Annotated in this window: 11 protein-coding genes and 1 tRNA gene; 9 read left to right on the top strand and 3 right to left on the bottom strand. The window is 38.2% G+C overall.

The window, feature by feature from the left end; all coding sequences use genetic code 11:
* Positions 1-40: 40 nt before the first annotated feature.
* The 4 genes from folB (at position 41) to B9T23_RS15415 (ending at position 2,861) form a co-directional block, all read left to right on the top strand.
* On the top strand, positions 41-421 hold the full coding sequence (folB, locus tag B9T23_RS15430; RefSeq protein WP_067726224.1) for a dihydroneopterin aldolase: 381 nt from the start codon (positions 41-43) through the stop codon (positions 419-421).
* Positions 378-815 (top strand): 2-amino-4-hydroxy-6-hydroxymethyldihydropteridine diphosphokinase, encoded by a 438-nt coding sequence (locus B9T23_RS15425; protein WP_086194702.1) that lies wholly within the window; start codon positions 378-380, stop codon positions 813-815. Before folB ends, B9T23_RS15425 begins: the two co-directional genes overlap by 44 nt.
* 537 nt (positions 816-1,352) lie before the next feature.
* A complete protein-coding gene (locus B9T23_RS15420) occupies positions 1,353-1,661 on the top strand; it encodes a hypothetical protein (RefSeq protein WP_086194701.1) in 309 nt (102 codons plus the stop codon).
* A gap of 621 nt (positions 1,662-2,282) precedes the next feature.
* The gene (locus B9T23_RS15415; protein ID WP_228145944.1) at positions 2,283-2,861 is read left to right on the top strand and encodes a DedA family protein; all 579 of its coding nucleotides are present in this window, start codon (positions 2,283-2,285) and stop codon (positions 2,859-2,861) included.
* 80 nt (positions 2,862-2,941) lie between these two features.
* Here the strand turns inward: B9T23_RS15415 and coq7 are convergent, their stop codons facing one another.
* Together coq7 and B9T23_RS15405 are read right to left on the bottom strand one after the other, a co-directional pair.
* Positions 2,942-3,577 (bottom strand): 2-polyprenyl-3-methyl-6-methoxy-1,4-benzoquinone monooxygenase, encoded by a 636-nt coding sequence (coq7, locus tag B9T23_RS15410; RefSeq protein WP_086194699.1) that lies wholly within the window; start codon positions 3,575-3,577, stop codon positions 2,942-2,944.
* A 4-nt stretch (positions 3,578-3,581) separates the two neighbouring features.
* Positions 3,582-4,901, bottom strand: coding sequence for an MFS transporter (locus B9T23_RS15405; RefSeq protein ID WP_086194698.1), 1,320 nt, complete (start codon positions 4,899-4,901; stop codon positions 3,582-3,584).
* 178 nt (positions 4,902-5,079) lie between these two features.
* Here B9T23_RS15405 and B9T23_RS15400 point away from each other — a divergent pair, with 178 nt between their 5' ends.
* Positions 5,080-7,806, top strand: coding sequence for an autotransporter assembly complex protein TamA (locus B9T23_RS15400; RefSeq protein WP_086194697.1), 2,727 nt, complete (start codon positions 5,080-5,082; stop codon positions 7,804-7,806).
* 22 nt (positions 7,807-7,828) lie between these two features.
* Positions 7,829-12,343 (top strand): translocation/assembly module TamB domain-containing protein, encoded by a 4,515-nt coding sequence (locus tag B9T23_RS15395; protein WP_086194696.1) that lies wholly within the window; start codon positions 7,829-7,831, stop codon positions 12,341-12,343.
* A gap of 636 nt (positions 12,344-12,979) precedes the next feature.
* On the opposite strand, the gene B9T23_RS15390 is transcribed toward B9T23_RS15395, so the two are convergent.
* Positions 12,980-13,189: a cold-shock protein gene (locus B9T23_RS15390; RefSeq protein ID WP_053577989.1), complete on the bottom strand. Its 210-nt coding sequence runs from the start codon at positions 13,187-13,189 to the stop codon at positions 12,980-12,982.
* Between the two features lie 577 nt (positions 13,190-13,766).
* Here B9T23_RS15390 and B9T23_RS15385 point away from each other — a divergent pair.
* The 3 genes from B9T23_RS15385 to B9T23_RS15375 all read left to right on the top strand — a co-directional run bounded on the left by B9T23_RS15385 (position 13,767) and on the right by B9T23_RS15375 (position 14,786).
* Positions 13,767-13,843, top strand: a tRNA-Met gene (locus tag B9T23_RS15385).
* Positions 13,844-14,000: 157 nt separating this feature from the next.
* The gene (locus B9T23_RS15380; protein WP_086194695.1) at positions 14,001-14,360 is read left to right on the top strand and encodes a hypothetical protein; all 360 of its coding nucleotides are present in this window, start codon (positions 14,001-14,003) and stop codon (positions 14,358-14,360) included.
* Between the two features lie 156 nt (positions 14,361-14,516).
* Positions 14,517-14,786, top strand: a complete 270-nt coding sequence (locus tag B9T23_RS15375; protein WP_067726239.1) for a hypothetical protein — start codon at positions 14,517-14,519, stop codon at positions 14,784-14,786.
* Positions 14,787-14,935: the final 149 nt, after the last annotated feature.

Raw genomic sequence — 14,935 nt, 5'->3', positions numbered from 1 at the left:
GGGAGGGATTAAAAAGTCAAAATCAGTTAGGGGTAAAAATATGGATGCAATTATCATTGAAGGTTTAAAGGTCGAAACAGTGGTGGGATGTTTCAATTGGGAACGTCAAATCATTCAGCCTTTAATGCTTGATATGACCATCCAGACCAGTTTGGAACAAGCCTCTAATTCTGATGAACTGGAACATACGCTGAATTATGCGGAAATTTGCGAAATTTCTGCCACTGTTATTCAAAAAGCACAGCCAAAATTGATTGAACATGCAGCAAAGCTTGTTCTAAATGCGCTTTTTACTACCTTTCCTGCGGTTGAATCGATTATGATTACGATCCGTAAGCCTGCCATTATCGCGCAAGCAAATTCTGTAGGAATTCGTCTTGAACGCCACCGAAACGATATTCGCCTTAGCTCTGGCGAGTAATTGTCATCCTGAACTCCATTTTAAGCAGGCATTTGCCCAGATTGCTGAAATTGGACAGGTTCAATTCTCTGAAATTTATTTAATTCCATGTCGCGATGGCGTTGGTGCAGATTATTGGAATGCTGCGTGTTTGCTCAAAAGTAAAATGAGCGTCGAAGAAATGACCTCTATCCTCAAAAAAATGGAAGATGATTCAGGCCGTGTACGTCCGTCGCATCAAATTTCTTTGGATGTGGATCTGATTGCATGGGGCGAAGACTTATCTCATATGCAATTTAATCCGAACAAATTACCTCTCGCAACTGATGTCAAAATTCCAATGCTAGATATTTGGCAGGGTGTTGAGTTTCAACACGAAAAGCATCAATTTCCAATTGTGCATTGGGTAGATTAACTTTTACTAAGTTCATCAGATGATAAATTTTAGTTTTTAAACAGCCTAAGCAAATTTTGACTTTAATCTAGAAGTATTATTCAAGTTGGCTCTAACAACAGAAAATATGGCAATAGCTGAGTATTGGTATAATTTGACTGATTAAAATTGTAAAAAAATGATCGAATTTTAGATTCGGAACGTGAAAAATCATTCAAAAAACCTGATCTGTAAGGATAGAACTTTTTTATTTGAATTAAATTAATGATTTATAAAAATAAAAAAGTATTTCGTATAAGCTGTATTATGTTGATTTTAAAATACTCAAAATGGCACTGATTTAACAATAGGAAAATTCTCAGCATATTTTGGAATGTTAGGCGATTGAAATTGAAAAAACCTTTATATCAGCTAATCTAAACTTTATAAAATAAATATGCTGCATTAACGCCACAAGAGTTTATTTATTAAACAATATCTATAAAAATTAATATCTTATAGTTTTTAGTTTGATTAATATATTTTTTAATAGATTGATAATGTGTTAAGTGAAAAAATATGCTAAGCCAGCAACATCATTTTTTAAAAAAATTTTCAATTAGTGATGCTGCGATAGCATATAAAAAACCTCGTTCTACCATACTTAAGCATATAAGAAATGGAGATTTCGAACTTGATTATAATAAGTTGATTGACTATAGCCAATTAGTTAAAAAATTTGGAGAACTTTCTTCTCCTATACGAGACGAAAGAGAGGAACAAATTCAAAAATTGAAAAGTGAAATTATATATTTAAAGAAACAGCTTGCTTTTTTAAAATATACTTCAATCTCAAAAAAACATAAATGTTTCAAGCTAAAAGAGTAAATTACATTCTTCTTGTATGTAGAAATTTACGAATGATTGGTTACTATCAGGCTTTTAAAAACTGGCTCGGTTTTTAGCTAATCTTGTACGCATATGCTCACAACAATTACAGCCCTTTGCGTCTAGGCGATCTGGGGTTTATTTCTTATGATGGGGACATAGAGAACAGGATGTTCCAAACAATAAAAAGAATAAAAAACAACATAAGGAATGTGCGGTACGACAGGAGTTATACCTAAGCAGCAAATACGAAAAAGCCCAACAGGATGTTGGGCTTTTTTATGCTTGATCAATTGTTGTGTAATGCAGGTTGCTGACAATCTTAACGATGGTAAACATAATCGATTATGTTCTCAGTGATGATTTTAAATTGAGTATTTTTAGGCATATAAAAACATTCATCTGCATAATCGCTGACACTGTCGATTGTGACTAATTTGAACCAGACACTTGTCTGAAACAATTTCTATGCGTTCAGCCACTAGGGTTTCAAATAGGCAGAGAAATCATTTTATTTTACTGATGAAATATAAATGCTTAAAAAAGCAACCAGATTTGTCTTGGCAATGAATAGTGATATGGCGAACATAGTAAAACTGTTATCAGACATATAAAAAAATGATGAACTGGACCGATCTCATCCAACACTATGGTTATTTTACCATTTTGATTGGCAGCTTCTTTGAAGGTGAAACTGTTCTGATGCTAGGAGCCTATGCTGTACATCAGCATGTCTTTAATTTCTGGTTATTAATTATTGTTGCGATGCTGGGTGGGTTTTTAGGTGATCAACTCTATTATCAGATCGGCAGGCACTATGGTATCGACTTTATTCAAAAAAAGCCGAGACTTGCGCAAAAGTTTGAGCAATCAAGCCAATTTATTGAACATTATCCTGTTTTGACTATTTTTTTGATGCGGTTTGCCTGGGGCTTGCGTACGATTTTACCCATTTCGATTGGGATTAAAGGCTATCCTTTATTGAAATATATGCTCGTGAATATTGCCGCCTGTTTTATTTGGGCATTTGTGGTTGTGAGTGTTGGCTTGCAGCTAAGCCATTGGTTGCATGTGTTCTGGCAGAAAATTTTACCTTATCATCAAGATTTTTATATTGTCGGCAGTGTAATTGCTTGTATTTTAATATTACGTATTGTTTACAGTATCTTTGTTTATTGCCGCCAAAAAAAAATAATTTAAAAACTGAATTTCAAAGTGCTGAGTAAAAAACAGCATAAAAAGCCCGCAATAATACGGGCGTTTAATCATTCAAAAACCAGTTAAATATAGTAACTGGTCTTGGTCATCAACTTGGAAATTGCCGTCATGGTAATACGCACAGGGGCAGGTAAATCGACACCGCCAGCATTTAACGCTGTATCTCTATGATGCAATTCATCTTCATTCATTTGCACAAGAATTTTACGCGAACGTTCATCTTGTTCAGGCAACTGTTTGATATGGTCTTGTAAATGCAGGCTGACTTGACGTTCAGTTTCGGCCACGAAACCTAGGCTGTATTTATCACCGGCAATTCCTGCAATTGCACCCATACCAAATGACAAACCGTACCAAACTGGATTGAATAAACTGGTATGGCTATCCAGTTCTTTTAAACGGTCTTCACACCAAGCCAAATGATCTTGTTCTTCAATCGCGGCTTGTTCCATTTCACGGCGTACATTAGGTAGTTTTGCAGTCAGCGCCTGACCATGATAAAGCGCTTGCGCACATACTTCACCACTGTGATTCACCCGCATTAAACCAGCAACATGACGCGCTTCACTGACACCGAGTTTGGTTTCAACAACACGGCCCGGATTTTCACGATGTGCAGCGGTCGTTCCCGGAACCAAACTGCGAAGCGCCTGGTCAAACGAATGAATAAATTTGTCGATACCGGTATATTGACGCATAAAATTAATCCTCTAAAGCTTGTTGTTGTGCTGCAAGCATCGGCTTGAGTTTAAACAAAAGCCATGTAGTGAAAATGGCGCTTAGAATAGCTGTAATACTGAAAAGTATTTTAATATCAATCTTGAATATACTTAAGATGATAATGGAAAATATAGCAGAGGATACCATGAATACGGCATTTAAGATGTTGTTTGCGGCCACCACACGCGCACGATGTGAGCGAGGAGAAAAGGCCTGCATCATGGCATATAAAGGTACAATGTAAAAACCGCCACTAATGCCGAGTAATGTCACGGCAAGCATGACATGGTAATAGCTCCAGCCTTGGGTAAAGACATCTTTCAAACCTAACATTTCACCGCTACGTTCAGGTACAAAAGCCAAACTTGCCGCCAGATAAAATGCAAAAACAGTTAAGCCGATTGCACCAATCGGTACCATCTTCAAATTAACTTCTATACCGCCAATTCTGCGGCACAATAATGAACCTACACCAATTCCGACAGAGAAAAAAGTTAACAGCAGACTGACTACATTTTCTGAGGCATGCAAGTTTTGTTGGGTCAGTTGTGGGATCTGGGTCAGATAGGTTGCGCCATAAAACCAGTACCAGGAATTACCTAATAAAATCAGAAAGATGATGGGTAAGCTTTTGGCATATTTTAAAGTCTGAAAGCTGGTTCTAAAAAAGTTCCAGTCAATTTTAATGTCGGGTGACGTTACATTTTGCTTTAATACAAAGCGACTGGATATATAGCCTAGAACAGCAATGGTGACCACAGTCAGGCTAATCCAGAAAAGATTGCCGTCTGAAGCAGAAATGACTGCACCACCTAAAATCATACCAATCAAAATGGCCATTGATGTGCCGGACTGAAACAAGGCATTTCCGGACATAAGCTCATTAGGCTTTAAAATTTCAGGTAAAATAGCGTATTTAATTGGCCCAAAGAAGGTCGAATGCACACCCATTAAAAATAAAGCCAACAATAATAGCCATAAATGACCCAGTAAAAAGCCAGCAGAGCCAATCAACATGATCACAATTTCAAGTATTTTAATGCCTCGTACCAATTGTGAACGTTCGTATTTATCTGCGATTTGTCCGGCTGTCGCAGAGAAAATAAAATAGGGTAAAATAAACAATAAGGCCGCAAGATTATTCAGTGTACTTACACTGGCACTTTGTTGATTGATCCAACCATAAGTAATGACTAGTAATAACGATTGTTTATAGACATTGTCATTCAGTGCACCGAAAAATTGAGTGACAAACATCGGTAAAAACCGACGTGTGCCTAAAAGATGTTCATTTTTTTCCATGGTTTATGGGCTTCATTAAGTTTTATTAAGAAATGTGAGCATTTGGTAAAACACTATAAAAAATCATGTATTATGTTTTAAACCTATACTTTAGTGAAAATTCCAATAGATTTGAGTTTGTTAGCAAGCGGTTATTGGGCATTTCCATTACAAATATTATATTAGTTTAGAGTTCTTTATGCTTTCAAAACTGAATTTTAAAAAGTCGACTCTTACACTAAGTGTCAATTCCTTCATAGCGTGGGATGATCAGCATAAACGATTTTGTTTAAGTCTCTTTTTAACATTACTGGCACAACAAGGTTTTGCACAAGTTGCACAGCCTGATACAACGGTCACTCAAACAGAATTTGAACAACAACTCAAGAGTGAAGCTGTTAAACAAGGTATGGGCAGTGCCGAAGAAATAGAAAAAATTGAGAACTTTCAAGAAAATCAAGCTGAACCTGATAGTTTGCAAATGCTGCAACAACAAGAACAGGCAGGACAAACTTTTGAAGAATTTAAGCCGATTGAATTTGAAGACTTAGAAGAACTGCCTATTGAGCCAGTCAGCCAGGCAATGGCAGACGAAATTTTTCGTGAGGCTGAAAATGCAAAAAATCAAGCACAGCAATATCGTGCAGGACAAGTTACAGAAGTTGTAGTTTCTGACGCAACGCAGCAAGAACTGGTTGAAATTAATCAGGCGCCGGTGAATGTCGATCAATTGATGTCGAGCATTCAAGACGATAGCAAAATTGTGGTTGAAGCCAATGAGGCGGGTAGAACCTTACCTGAAATTAAGCCAGCGGATGAAGTTGAAGAACCAAATTTCTTTAAACGCTGGCTCTATAAAATACGACCACCACGTCAATTGAATACTGCGAAAGTTGCGCGTATTAGTGCGGATGTCGTATTCACCTCAGCTCAAAACAGCAGTGATGTTTCAAACAAAGCTTATGCTCAAGCACTGGAAAATCTCCAAACCAATCTTAAAGGGAAGCTTTCCAGTTTTACTCAGGAATCCTTTAGTGATTTTCCCTCGGCGCTGCCACAATTAAGAACAATGTCTAATCAGGCAGCGCAGGCGGTAGGTTTCTATAATGCTACCTTTAAATTTGAAAAACTCAGTGAAAACCGTGTTCGCGTCAGGGTAACACCGAATGAACCGGTACAAATTAAAGAACAGAATGTTGAATTTAGTGGTGCAGGTGAAAAACAGGCACAGTTCCAGGTCATCAGTGTATTACCCGATCAAGATGTCGGTGATATTTTCAACCATGGTTTATATGAACAAACCAAAACACGAATTAATGATGCAGCGAATAACAATGGTTACTTTGATGGATTTTGGCGTTTACATGATGTAAAAGTTGCTCAACCGCAAAATACTGCAGATATAAATTTACGTTATGAAACAGGTGATCGCTATAAATTGGGACCTGTGGAATTTCGGATGAGTGATCCATCGAAACCCTTACCAATGGACTTGGATGTATTGCAAAGTATGGTGTCATGGGAAGATGGTGCAGATTATGCTTTTTGGCGTGTTAACGGTTTAGCCAATAACTTAACCAACTCACGTTATTTTAATTACACTTTGGTGGATGCTGTACGCCCCGATCCAATTGAAAAGCCGTTAGAACTTCCACCAGATATTCAGGCATTGGTAGATCAGCAAAAAATATCAGAAAATGAAGCGAGTGTTCAGGACAAAAAGCAAGTCACTTCTTCAAAGGAAGTCACTCAATCAGTTGTGGATGAGTCACAATTCGCAGGTAAAGCAGATACAGAAGGCGATCAAAATCTGCGTCAAATGCGTGTAGAACAGGAAATCAAACAATCTGAAGAAGAGCGCTTAAAAGCTCAAGCACGTGAAGAAAAGAAAATTCCAGTGATTGTGACTTTAAATGCCGACCGTTTAAATAGTGCCGAAGTCGGTGCCGGTTATGGTAGCGATACCGGTGCACGTGTCCGTGGTCAGTATCGCCGTGCCATTGTAAACCGCCGTGGGCATTCATTTGATGCCAACGTAGAATTATCTCAAATTCGTCAGTCGATTGATGGTCGTTATAATATTCCCTATAAGCATCCACTGAATGACTATATCAGTCTGGTGGGCGGTTATGAGCGTGAAGAACGTGATGACGTTGCACAAGGCAATGGATTGATGATTGAATCTGCTGTCGCGGGTGTGGATAGAATTATCAAAAGACCACGCGGAAGCTGGCAACATACTTTCGGTTTGCGTTATCGTTTAGATCGTATTACACAAGATGGTGTGCTAGATTCTGAAGAAATTCCGGATGCATTTTTAGCGAATCCAAATGAGCAGCAACAATCCTTATTATTTGGTTATGAGGTTGCTCGTACCACCAGTGATAAGCGGGTCAACCCAGGCAAAGGCTTTAGACAAACCTATAAAATGGAACTTGGCAGTGAAACCTTATTGTCCGATGCCGATATGGCTATTGTGAATGCGGGTTGGCGTTTTATTTATTCATTAGGTGAAAATGATAACCATCAGTTTGTGGGGCGTGGTGATTTAGGTTATATCTTTACAGAAGATTTTACTAAAGTTCCTTATAACCTGCGTTATTTTACCGGCGGTGACCAAACTGTTCGTGGTTTTGACTATAAAAGTTTATCGCCTGAAGAAAATGGATTTAAAATTGGCGGGCAAGCTTTAGCAGTAGGTTCCTTAGAATATAACTATCAATTTAAAGAAGGCTGGCGCGCAGCCGTGTTTAGTGATGTGGGGAATGCATACGACAAAGATTTTAATACACCCACCGCATATAGTGTCGGTTTAGGGCTTCGTTGGGCATCGCCAATTGGTCCAATTCGTGTCGATGTGGCTTCAGGTATTTCTGATGACGATCATCCGATCCGTATCCATTTCTTTATTGGTTCACAATTATAAATTTTAGGTTTTAGAGAGCATTATGGCTGAAGTAGAACAGCAACCAGAGACGGAAACCCCTCGACCAAAAAAACGTCGTATTTTGAGGAGTGTGCTATTCACACTGCTCATTGTGTTGGTTCTGCTTATTGCTTCCTTCGCTGTCATGTTTACCACAGACAAAGGTAGTAAATTCTTACTGGATCGTGTTTTACAAAGCCAAAAAATTATTCATTATGAATATGAAAGCGGTAATCTTTTACACGGCATTATTCTAAAAAACATCCTGGTCAGCTTAAAACCGGTAGACGTTAAAATTGATCGTGCCGATGTGACTTTAGGTTGGCGCGCCATCTTAAAAAAAGAAATTCATTTGAATCGTGCCGATGTACGTAATCTGCAAATTATCACCAAAAATCCACCGAGTGATGAACCTTTTAAATTCAATGAAATCCGTTTACCCTTTGTTTTGCGCTTAGATACGGCTGATGTAGATCATCTGCTGATTAAAACTTCATCTGCCAGCGTCAAATTTAATGATATTCACTTAAATAATGCACTTTGGTCAGGAACAGAACTCAAGTTTGAAGATTCCCGCATGGATATGGGATATCTGTCGGTAAAAAATGCGACTGGAGATATGAAGTTTGAAGGGAAATATCCTTTAAATGCAGTCGGTGATCTGAATATACCGTCATTGAATAAAAGCCTGAACATTCATGATATTAAAGTGGTGGCTAAAGGTTCTTTAGATACCATTCAAGCAGGTGTGGCAACCAATACGCCTGATCTGTTAACCGGTTGGGTGGTGCTACATCCGGTGCGCAAACATGTTCCGATGTTTGGTGAATTGCAGTTTAAGAAATATCACTGGCCATTAATAACTGAGCAAAAACTGTTTACTAAAAATGGTGTGGCGAAATTTAATGGTGATATAGAACGCTTAAATATCGATGTTGCAACGGATTTAAGTGGTAAAAATATTCCACAAGGACAATATAACGGTAGCATGCATACCGATTTGGTCCATCAGCTGGATATTACCAATTTAAATGGTCAGCTCATGAGTGGCGCCGTGAATGTCGCAGGCGTGGTGAGCTGGAAAGACCATGTCACTTGGGATATGAATGGTCGCCTGGACAAAATTAGTCCTAAAGACAAACTGATTCCACAAGTGGTAAAAGATTTTCTGCCGCCAAGCCTGGATGGCAAAATTGCTTCTAAAGGTAGGCTCGAAAAAGGCCTGCATTTGACAGGATTGGTTGATTTTGACCGTTATGAAACCTGGAACCTCAAACTCGATCAAGATGATCAGAAAGGTAAAAAACCAAATCCGATGCTGCTGGATATTGCCTGGAAAAATATTGACCGCGCCGTACCCTATGTAGGCTGGTTAAGCAGTAAATCAGGTGATGTTCAGCTGGCATTGGTAGAAGGTAAACAGGATATTCATGTCGCAACTGCAGTGTCTAAACATGATAAGGGCATATTGCCCGAAGGCCTATATAAAGCACAGCTTAATCTTAAAAATAATAATTTAAATGTACCAAGTTTTAGCTACGTGGCAGGCAAAGGCAGCTTAAACGGAACTGCAAAAGTCGAGTTGCCGACTGAAAAACGTCAATTAAAATGGAATACCATTGTTAATGCCAAAGATTTTAATCCGCAAACGGTCGTAGAGGCTGCACCGGTTAACTTATTGAATGGTCAAGTTAAAGCCAATGGTTTTGCAAAACCAAATCAGCAGATTATTCATTTAGATGCCATTAACTTGACCGGTCGTCTGGCACAGCAAAATAACAATGAAACCGTTCGCTTAACTGGACGGAGTACCGCAGCCATTTTATTCAACAATCAAAAATCAGGTGGAGCGTTTAAAAGTTTTGCTGTGAATTATGATGGTGCCCTGAATGCAAGCAATATTCAGGCAAGTGAAGGCTTACTCAAGTTTAAAGTTTCAGGTACACCTGAATTGATCAAAATTGCTGAATTACAGCATTCAGGGATTGCAGGGAAAATTTTTGCCAGTGGTTTGGTCAATCTTAAAAATGGTATTGGCTGGAATGTAAATGCATCCTTGGTTCGATTTAAACCACATTATTTTGTCTCATCTGTACGTGGTGAACTCTCTGGTAATGTGAAAACTGAAGGGGTGTGGTCAGACACCTTAAAACGCATTAATATCGAAAAATTAAATTTGGCCGGAATCATTAATAATAAACCTGTTCGCGGAACAGGAAATCTGGCGATGGTCATTGATTCAAATCAGAAAGGCTTTTTGCCCAAACAGTTTGAAGCGAATAACTTGTATCTGTCCTATGCAAAAAACCAGATTCAAGCCACAGGTAATGCGCAAAATTTAAGATTAAAAATTAATGCACCTGCCTTGTATGAAATTTATGGTGGACTCAAGGGGCGTGCTTATGGCTATTTAAATGTGCAATCACAACCACGCTTGCAAGCCACTGCAAATCTGGCGGTCGATAACTTTGGTTTTAATAATTTATTCAGTGTTAAAAAATTACGGGTACAAGGTGAGTTGCCGACTTCGGAACTGACGCCAACGCTGATGACTGCGAAAATGGAAAGTTTGCGTAGTGGTGCGCGTGAGATTCAGCAAGGTGAAATTTCACTGGCAGGTACCCGTAAAGCCCACATATTGAAAGTTCAGGCAGAAAACAGAATTTCCAAATTTTATGTGCAATTGGCGGGTGGCTTTAATGCACAGAATGATTGGCTGGGGCAAATCCAGAAAGGTGATTTTGACTCTTTACGTGCCCGATTAGTGCAACGTCAAAATGCCTCGGTCATTTACAGTTCTGCAAAATCTGAATTATTTGTTGGTGCGCATTGCTGGTCGAGTCAGCAAAGCCAATTGTGTTTTGATCAACCGATTCGTGTCAGCAAGACCAAAGGTAATGTGTCCTTTATTACCCAAAATGTCGATTTAAATGACTTCGCTGCATTTATGCCTGAAGGTTTAGCAATTACCGGTAAAGTGAATGGTTATGCAAAAGCTGCATGGGCGCAAGGTGCCAAACCGAAAATTGATGCAAGACTGGTATCGCGCAGTGGTGTTATTGGCTTGGCAGCTGAAGATCCGCAAGATGTCGGTTCTACATTAAAGTATAACGAAATTGGCTTAATTGCGAAAAGTGTAGCCGAAGGTTTACAAGTTCGTTTAGATGTAAAAACCCCTGACATTGGTACTGGTTATGCCAATGTCATTATTGATCCTTATAAAGACAGCAAACCCATGCGCGGTGAAGTTGCCTTTGACCAGGTGCAACTCAAAGTCTTTAAGCCTTTTATTCAAGATGTTCGATCACTCGCAGGAACCTTGTCTTTTGCAGGGAAAATAACAGGAACACTGACTGAGCCTTTATTTAATGGTGAAATGCGCCTGAAAGATGGTGCCATCAGCATGATTTCATTACCTGTGAACCTAAGTAATATCCAGGTTTATTCATCTATTCGACAAGATCATGCCAGTATTAACGGAGCATTTAATAGTGGTCAAGGCGTAGGTGCATTAACGGGTAATGTAGACTGGAAAAATGATCCACGTATTCAGTTGCATTTAAAAGGTGAAAATTTACTGATTCGCCAAGCGCCATTGATTACCGCTGTGGTTACACCAGATTTAAGCTTGGATGTTTTGCCATTCAAGAAAAAACTAACCTTAAGTGGTAAGGTTGAAGTACCGCGGGCCTTAATTTCTATGCCTGAAGCTTCGGCACCCGTGATTAATGTGTCAACGGATGTACGTATTGTGCATGAAGGGCAAGATCAGCTCGCCATATTGCGAGCGGCCCGACCATGGGATATTCGTGCAGATGTCATGGTAAATCTAGGCAATCAAGTGATTTTCCAAGGTTTTGATAGCCGTATTCCAATGATTGGACGTTTATATTTATCACAACGTGGACTTGAAACAGCAATGCGTGCCAATGGTGCAATTGGTGTCAGCCAACGTGTGAAAATTGAAGCGTATGGACAAAGTCTGGATTTGAACCGTGCGATTGCTCGTTTTAATGGTCCTTTATATAACCCAACTTTAGACATTGATGCCAATAAGAGCGTGCAAGGTAGTACGGTTGGTGTGCGGGTTACCGGAACTGCAACCAGTCCAAATATTCAGGTCTATAACGATGCTGGTTTGTCTGAACAGGAAGCGTTAAATGCAATACTCACTGGTCGTATTAATGAAGGTACCAGTGGTATTAGTCAAACAGAAGGCTTTAAGTCCGATGTAAATAATACCATTGCCGCTGCCGGTATCAGTATGGGCTTGGGTGGTACACGTGCCTTGACCAATCAGATTGGACGTACCTTTGGCTTAAGTGGCTTGGCGTTAGATGCTCAAGGAACCGGTGATGATACCCAAGTCAGTGTGACGGGTTATATTACGCCTGATCTGTTTATTCGTTACGGTGTAGGTGTGTTTACACCCGTGAATAAATTGACTTTACGTTATCAAATGAATAAACGTTTGTATTTGGAAGCGAGCCAATCCTTAGAGCGAGCTGTTGATTTGTTCTATAACTGGCGGTTTTAAAACTGATAATTATAAGAATTCCCCTATGTTGTTTAATACCGCCTTCGGGCGGTTTTTATATGATAGAAGACGTTGTTTTTATTTGCTTTTAAGATACCTGGTAAGTTGCTCATTGCTATGGATGATCAACTTCCCATTTTATCTAAGTATGACGAATTATAAGAATGGGTCATTATCTAGTTTTTTACCTTTCAAGAAAATAAGAGTAGAAGTAAGAATCCGTAGAATTCCGGCACCTAAAACAAAAGTGTCAGCTAAATAAATTCCTGCCACGAAATCAATCAAGCCGATGAGTAAAAAACATATAAACAAAACTAGGCAGTAGATACAACTCATAATAATCCCCGTTCAATAAAATTGAAGGGATCGATCGTGATCTTAAATGATTTGGGGTGGGATTAAGAATATGAATTATTTGAATGATTAAACATACTATTTACGAATAGAATGTTTTTGCAAGATTGAAGTATAAAAGCGTGAGCTAGAAAAGTGAAAAATCTAAAAGGGTAGAGGGATAATCGGGTTTTATTTATTGATAGAAAAAGTATTTTTATAAAGCCCAGATGTGCAAAAGCGAGAGTGAACTCTCGCTTTTTAATCTTAAACTATCTTACTGATGTAAGAATAATTTTAGAATTATAGTGCTACGATGTTTACAGCATTCGGGCCTTTTTGACCTTGAGTGATGCTGAATTCAACTTGTTGGCCTTCAGCCAAAGTTTTGAAACCAGAGTTAGCGATTTCGCTGAAATGAGCAAAAACGTCAGGACCGTTTTCTTGTTGAATAAAACCGAAACCTTTAGTTTCGTTGAACCACTTAACAGTACCTTTAACAGTATTAGACATAATACAATCCTATAAACTTTAATATTTTTGGTTTAATAAAAAACCGGGTGTTAACTTGAAAATATGAATGGAACTTTAAATCTGAAAAACGAAGGATTATGACTAAAACTGCGAAATACAAAAAGATTTACCAGAACAAAACTATTTTTCTAGTTGAGATAAAGAATACAGGTATATTTAAGAATGTGCAAGTTAATATTTACCTATTGATGCTTTTTATGCCGTGTATTTGTAAGTAAATAATTATTTTTAGTAAATCAATAATTTATCTTTTGATTCTGGTGATCTTTTTATCGAGCTAAAGTCATGGTTGGATTCTATTTCATAGTTTTAAAATACTTTATTCTAGAATATGGCTTAAATTATTCTAGATTGGTTATCTTACGCATTAAAAAAATACCTACCTCTATCTACATACTGACTTTAAGCAGTCCTTATTATTATATTTTCATGGGTCTTATGATTGTGAATTTAGAACTTAAACAGGGCAATGAATGCCTAAATGCGTTATTTTTCAATTAAAATTGAATAAAGTTTGCTTTGTTATGCTTTAGGGCGTATAAAGCTAACTCGTTGATGCGGGATGGAGCAGTCTGGTAGCTCGTCGGGCTCATAACCCGAAGGTCGTTGGTTCAAATCCAGCTCCCGCTACCAACGAAAGAATAAAAGAGTTTATAGCCTAATCTACACAGATTAGGCTTTTTTTATGCCTTTCATTTAAGTCCAAACTCGGATTTTTTCTTATATAAAGGATGCATTATTTCGTATTTTCCTTAACTTTGATTATGATAGAGGCAATAGGAGAAGGTTCATGAATAAGTTATTCACTTTAATGGTGTTGGTTGCTTTGGTGGGTTGTGCTGAAAAAAAACCATTAACTGCTGAAGAGCAGTGGAAAGGCTATTGTACAAGTGTGGGAAATGCTGCAAATACAATTATGTATGACCGTCAAAATGCAATTGATAAAGCAGCTGCATTAGAACATGCCAGTAAAATTGAAGATGAAACCACAAAAACATTCATCTTGGATATTATTGAACAAGTTTATGCGTTTCCATTAGCTGAAATTACTGCAGACCCACAAGCAAGCCGTGATCAATTCAAGCAAAAAATCACAGATAAATGTATCGCGACTCCGCACGATAAAATGCCAGACTACAAACCGTTCTAAAGAACGGTTTTTTTATATTTATCATTATTTAAACTTCTAAAAATAGCCTAAGCATAGTCAGCATAAATTGTGACATTTGAGTAAATCATAAATATAGAAAAGCTTATATAAATAGTGAATAATGAAAATAACTACAAAAAAACCAAGGAGCGCTATATGGACGTTGTGGGTTATCTACATAATGCAGACCTGCTCTTAGAGGATGAACAGGGTGTTGTGGTGATGGGCGGAAGTCACTACGTACTCAGTTTGGGCGATAAAGTCTATCTTCGGCATATGATTGATCAAGAAACGAAGCTTTATCAGGTTCATATTTCATTTGCCAGCGCAGAGCATGCTATGCTTCATGAGGATGAAATTCAGGTTAAATTTGAAGGTTGTCGCGATGATTTACGTGAATATATGAACGCAACGACAGTCCACTAAGGTTGAATGTTTTTCTTTTTAAAAAAAGGGCAACATTAGGTTGCCTTTTTTATGTATGAGTTTCAGTCAAAAGTTAATTATTATTATCATTAAGGGTGTACATTGGGGTGGATTTGATTATTGAGTGATCAATATGGGCATCATTTAGA

Source organism: Acinetobacter terrae (assembly GCF_002135195.1).
GTDB lineage: Bacteria > Pseudomonadota > Gammaproteobacteria > Pseudomonadales > Moraxellaceae > Acinetobacter > Acinetobacter terrae.
The sequence above is the reverse complement of the archived record's forward strand: the minus strand, read 5'-3'. Positions and strand labels throughout refer to the sequence as shown.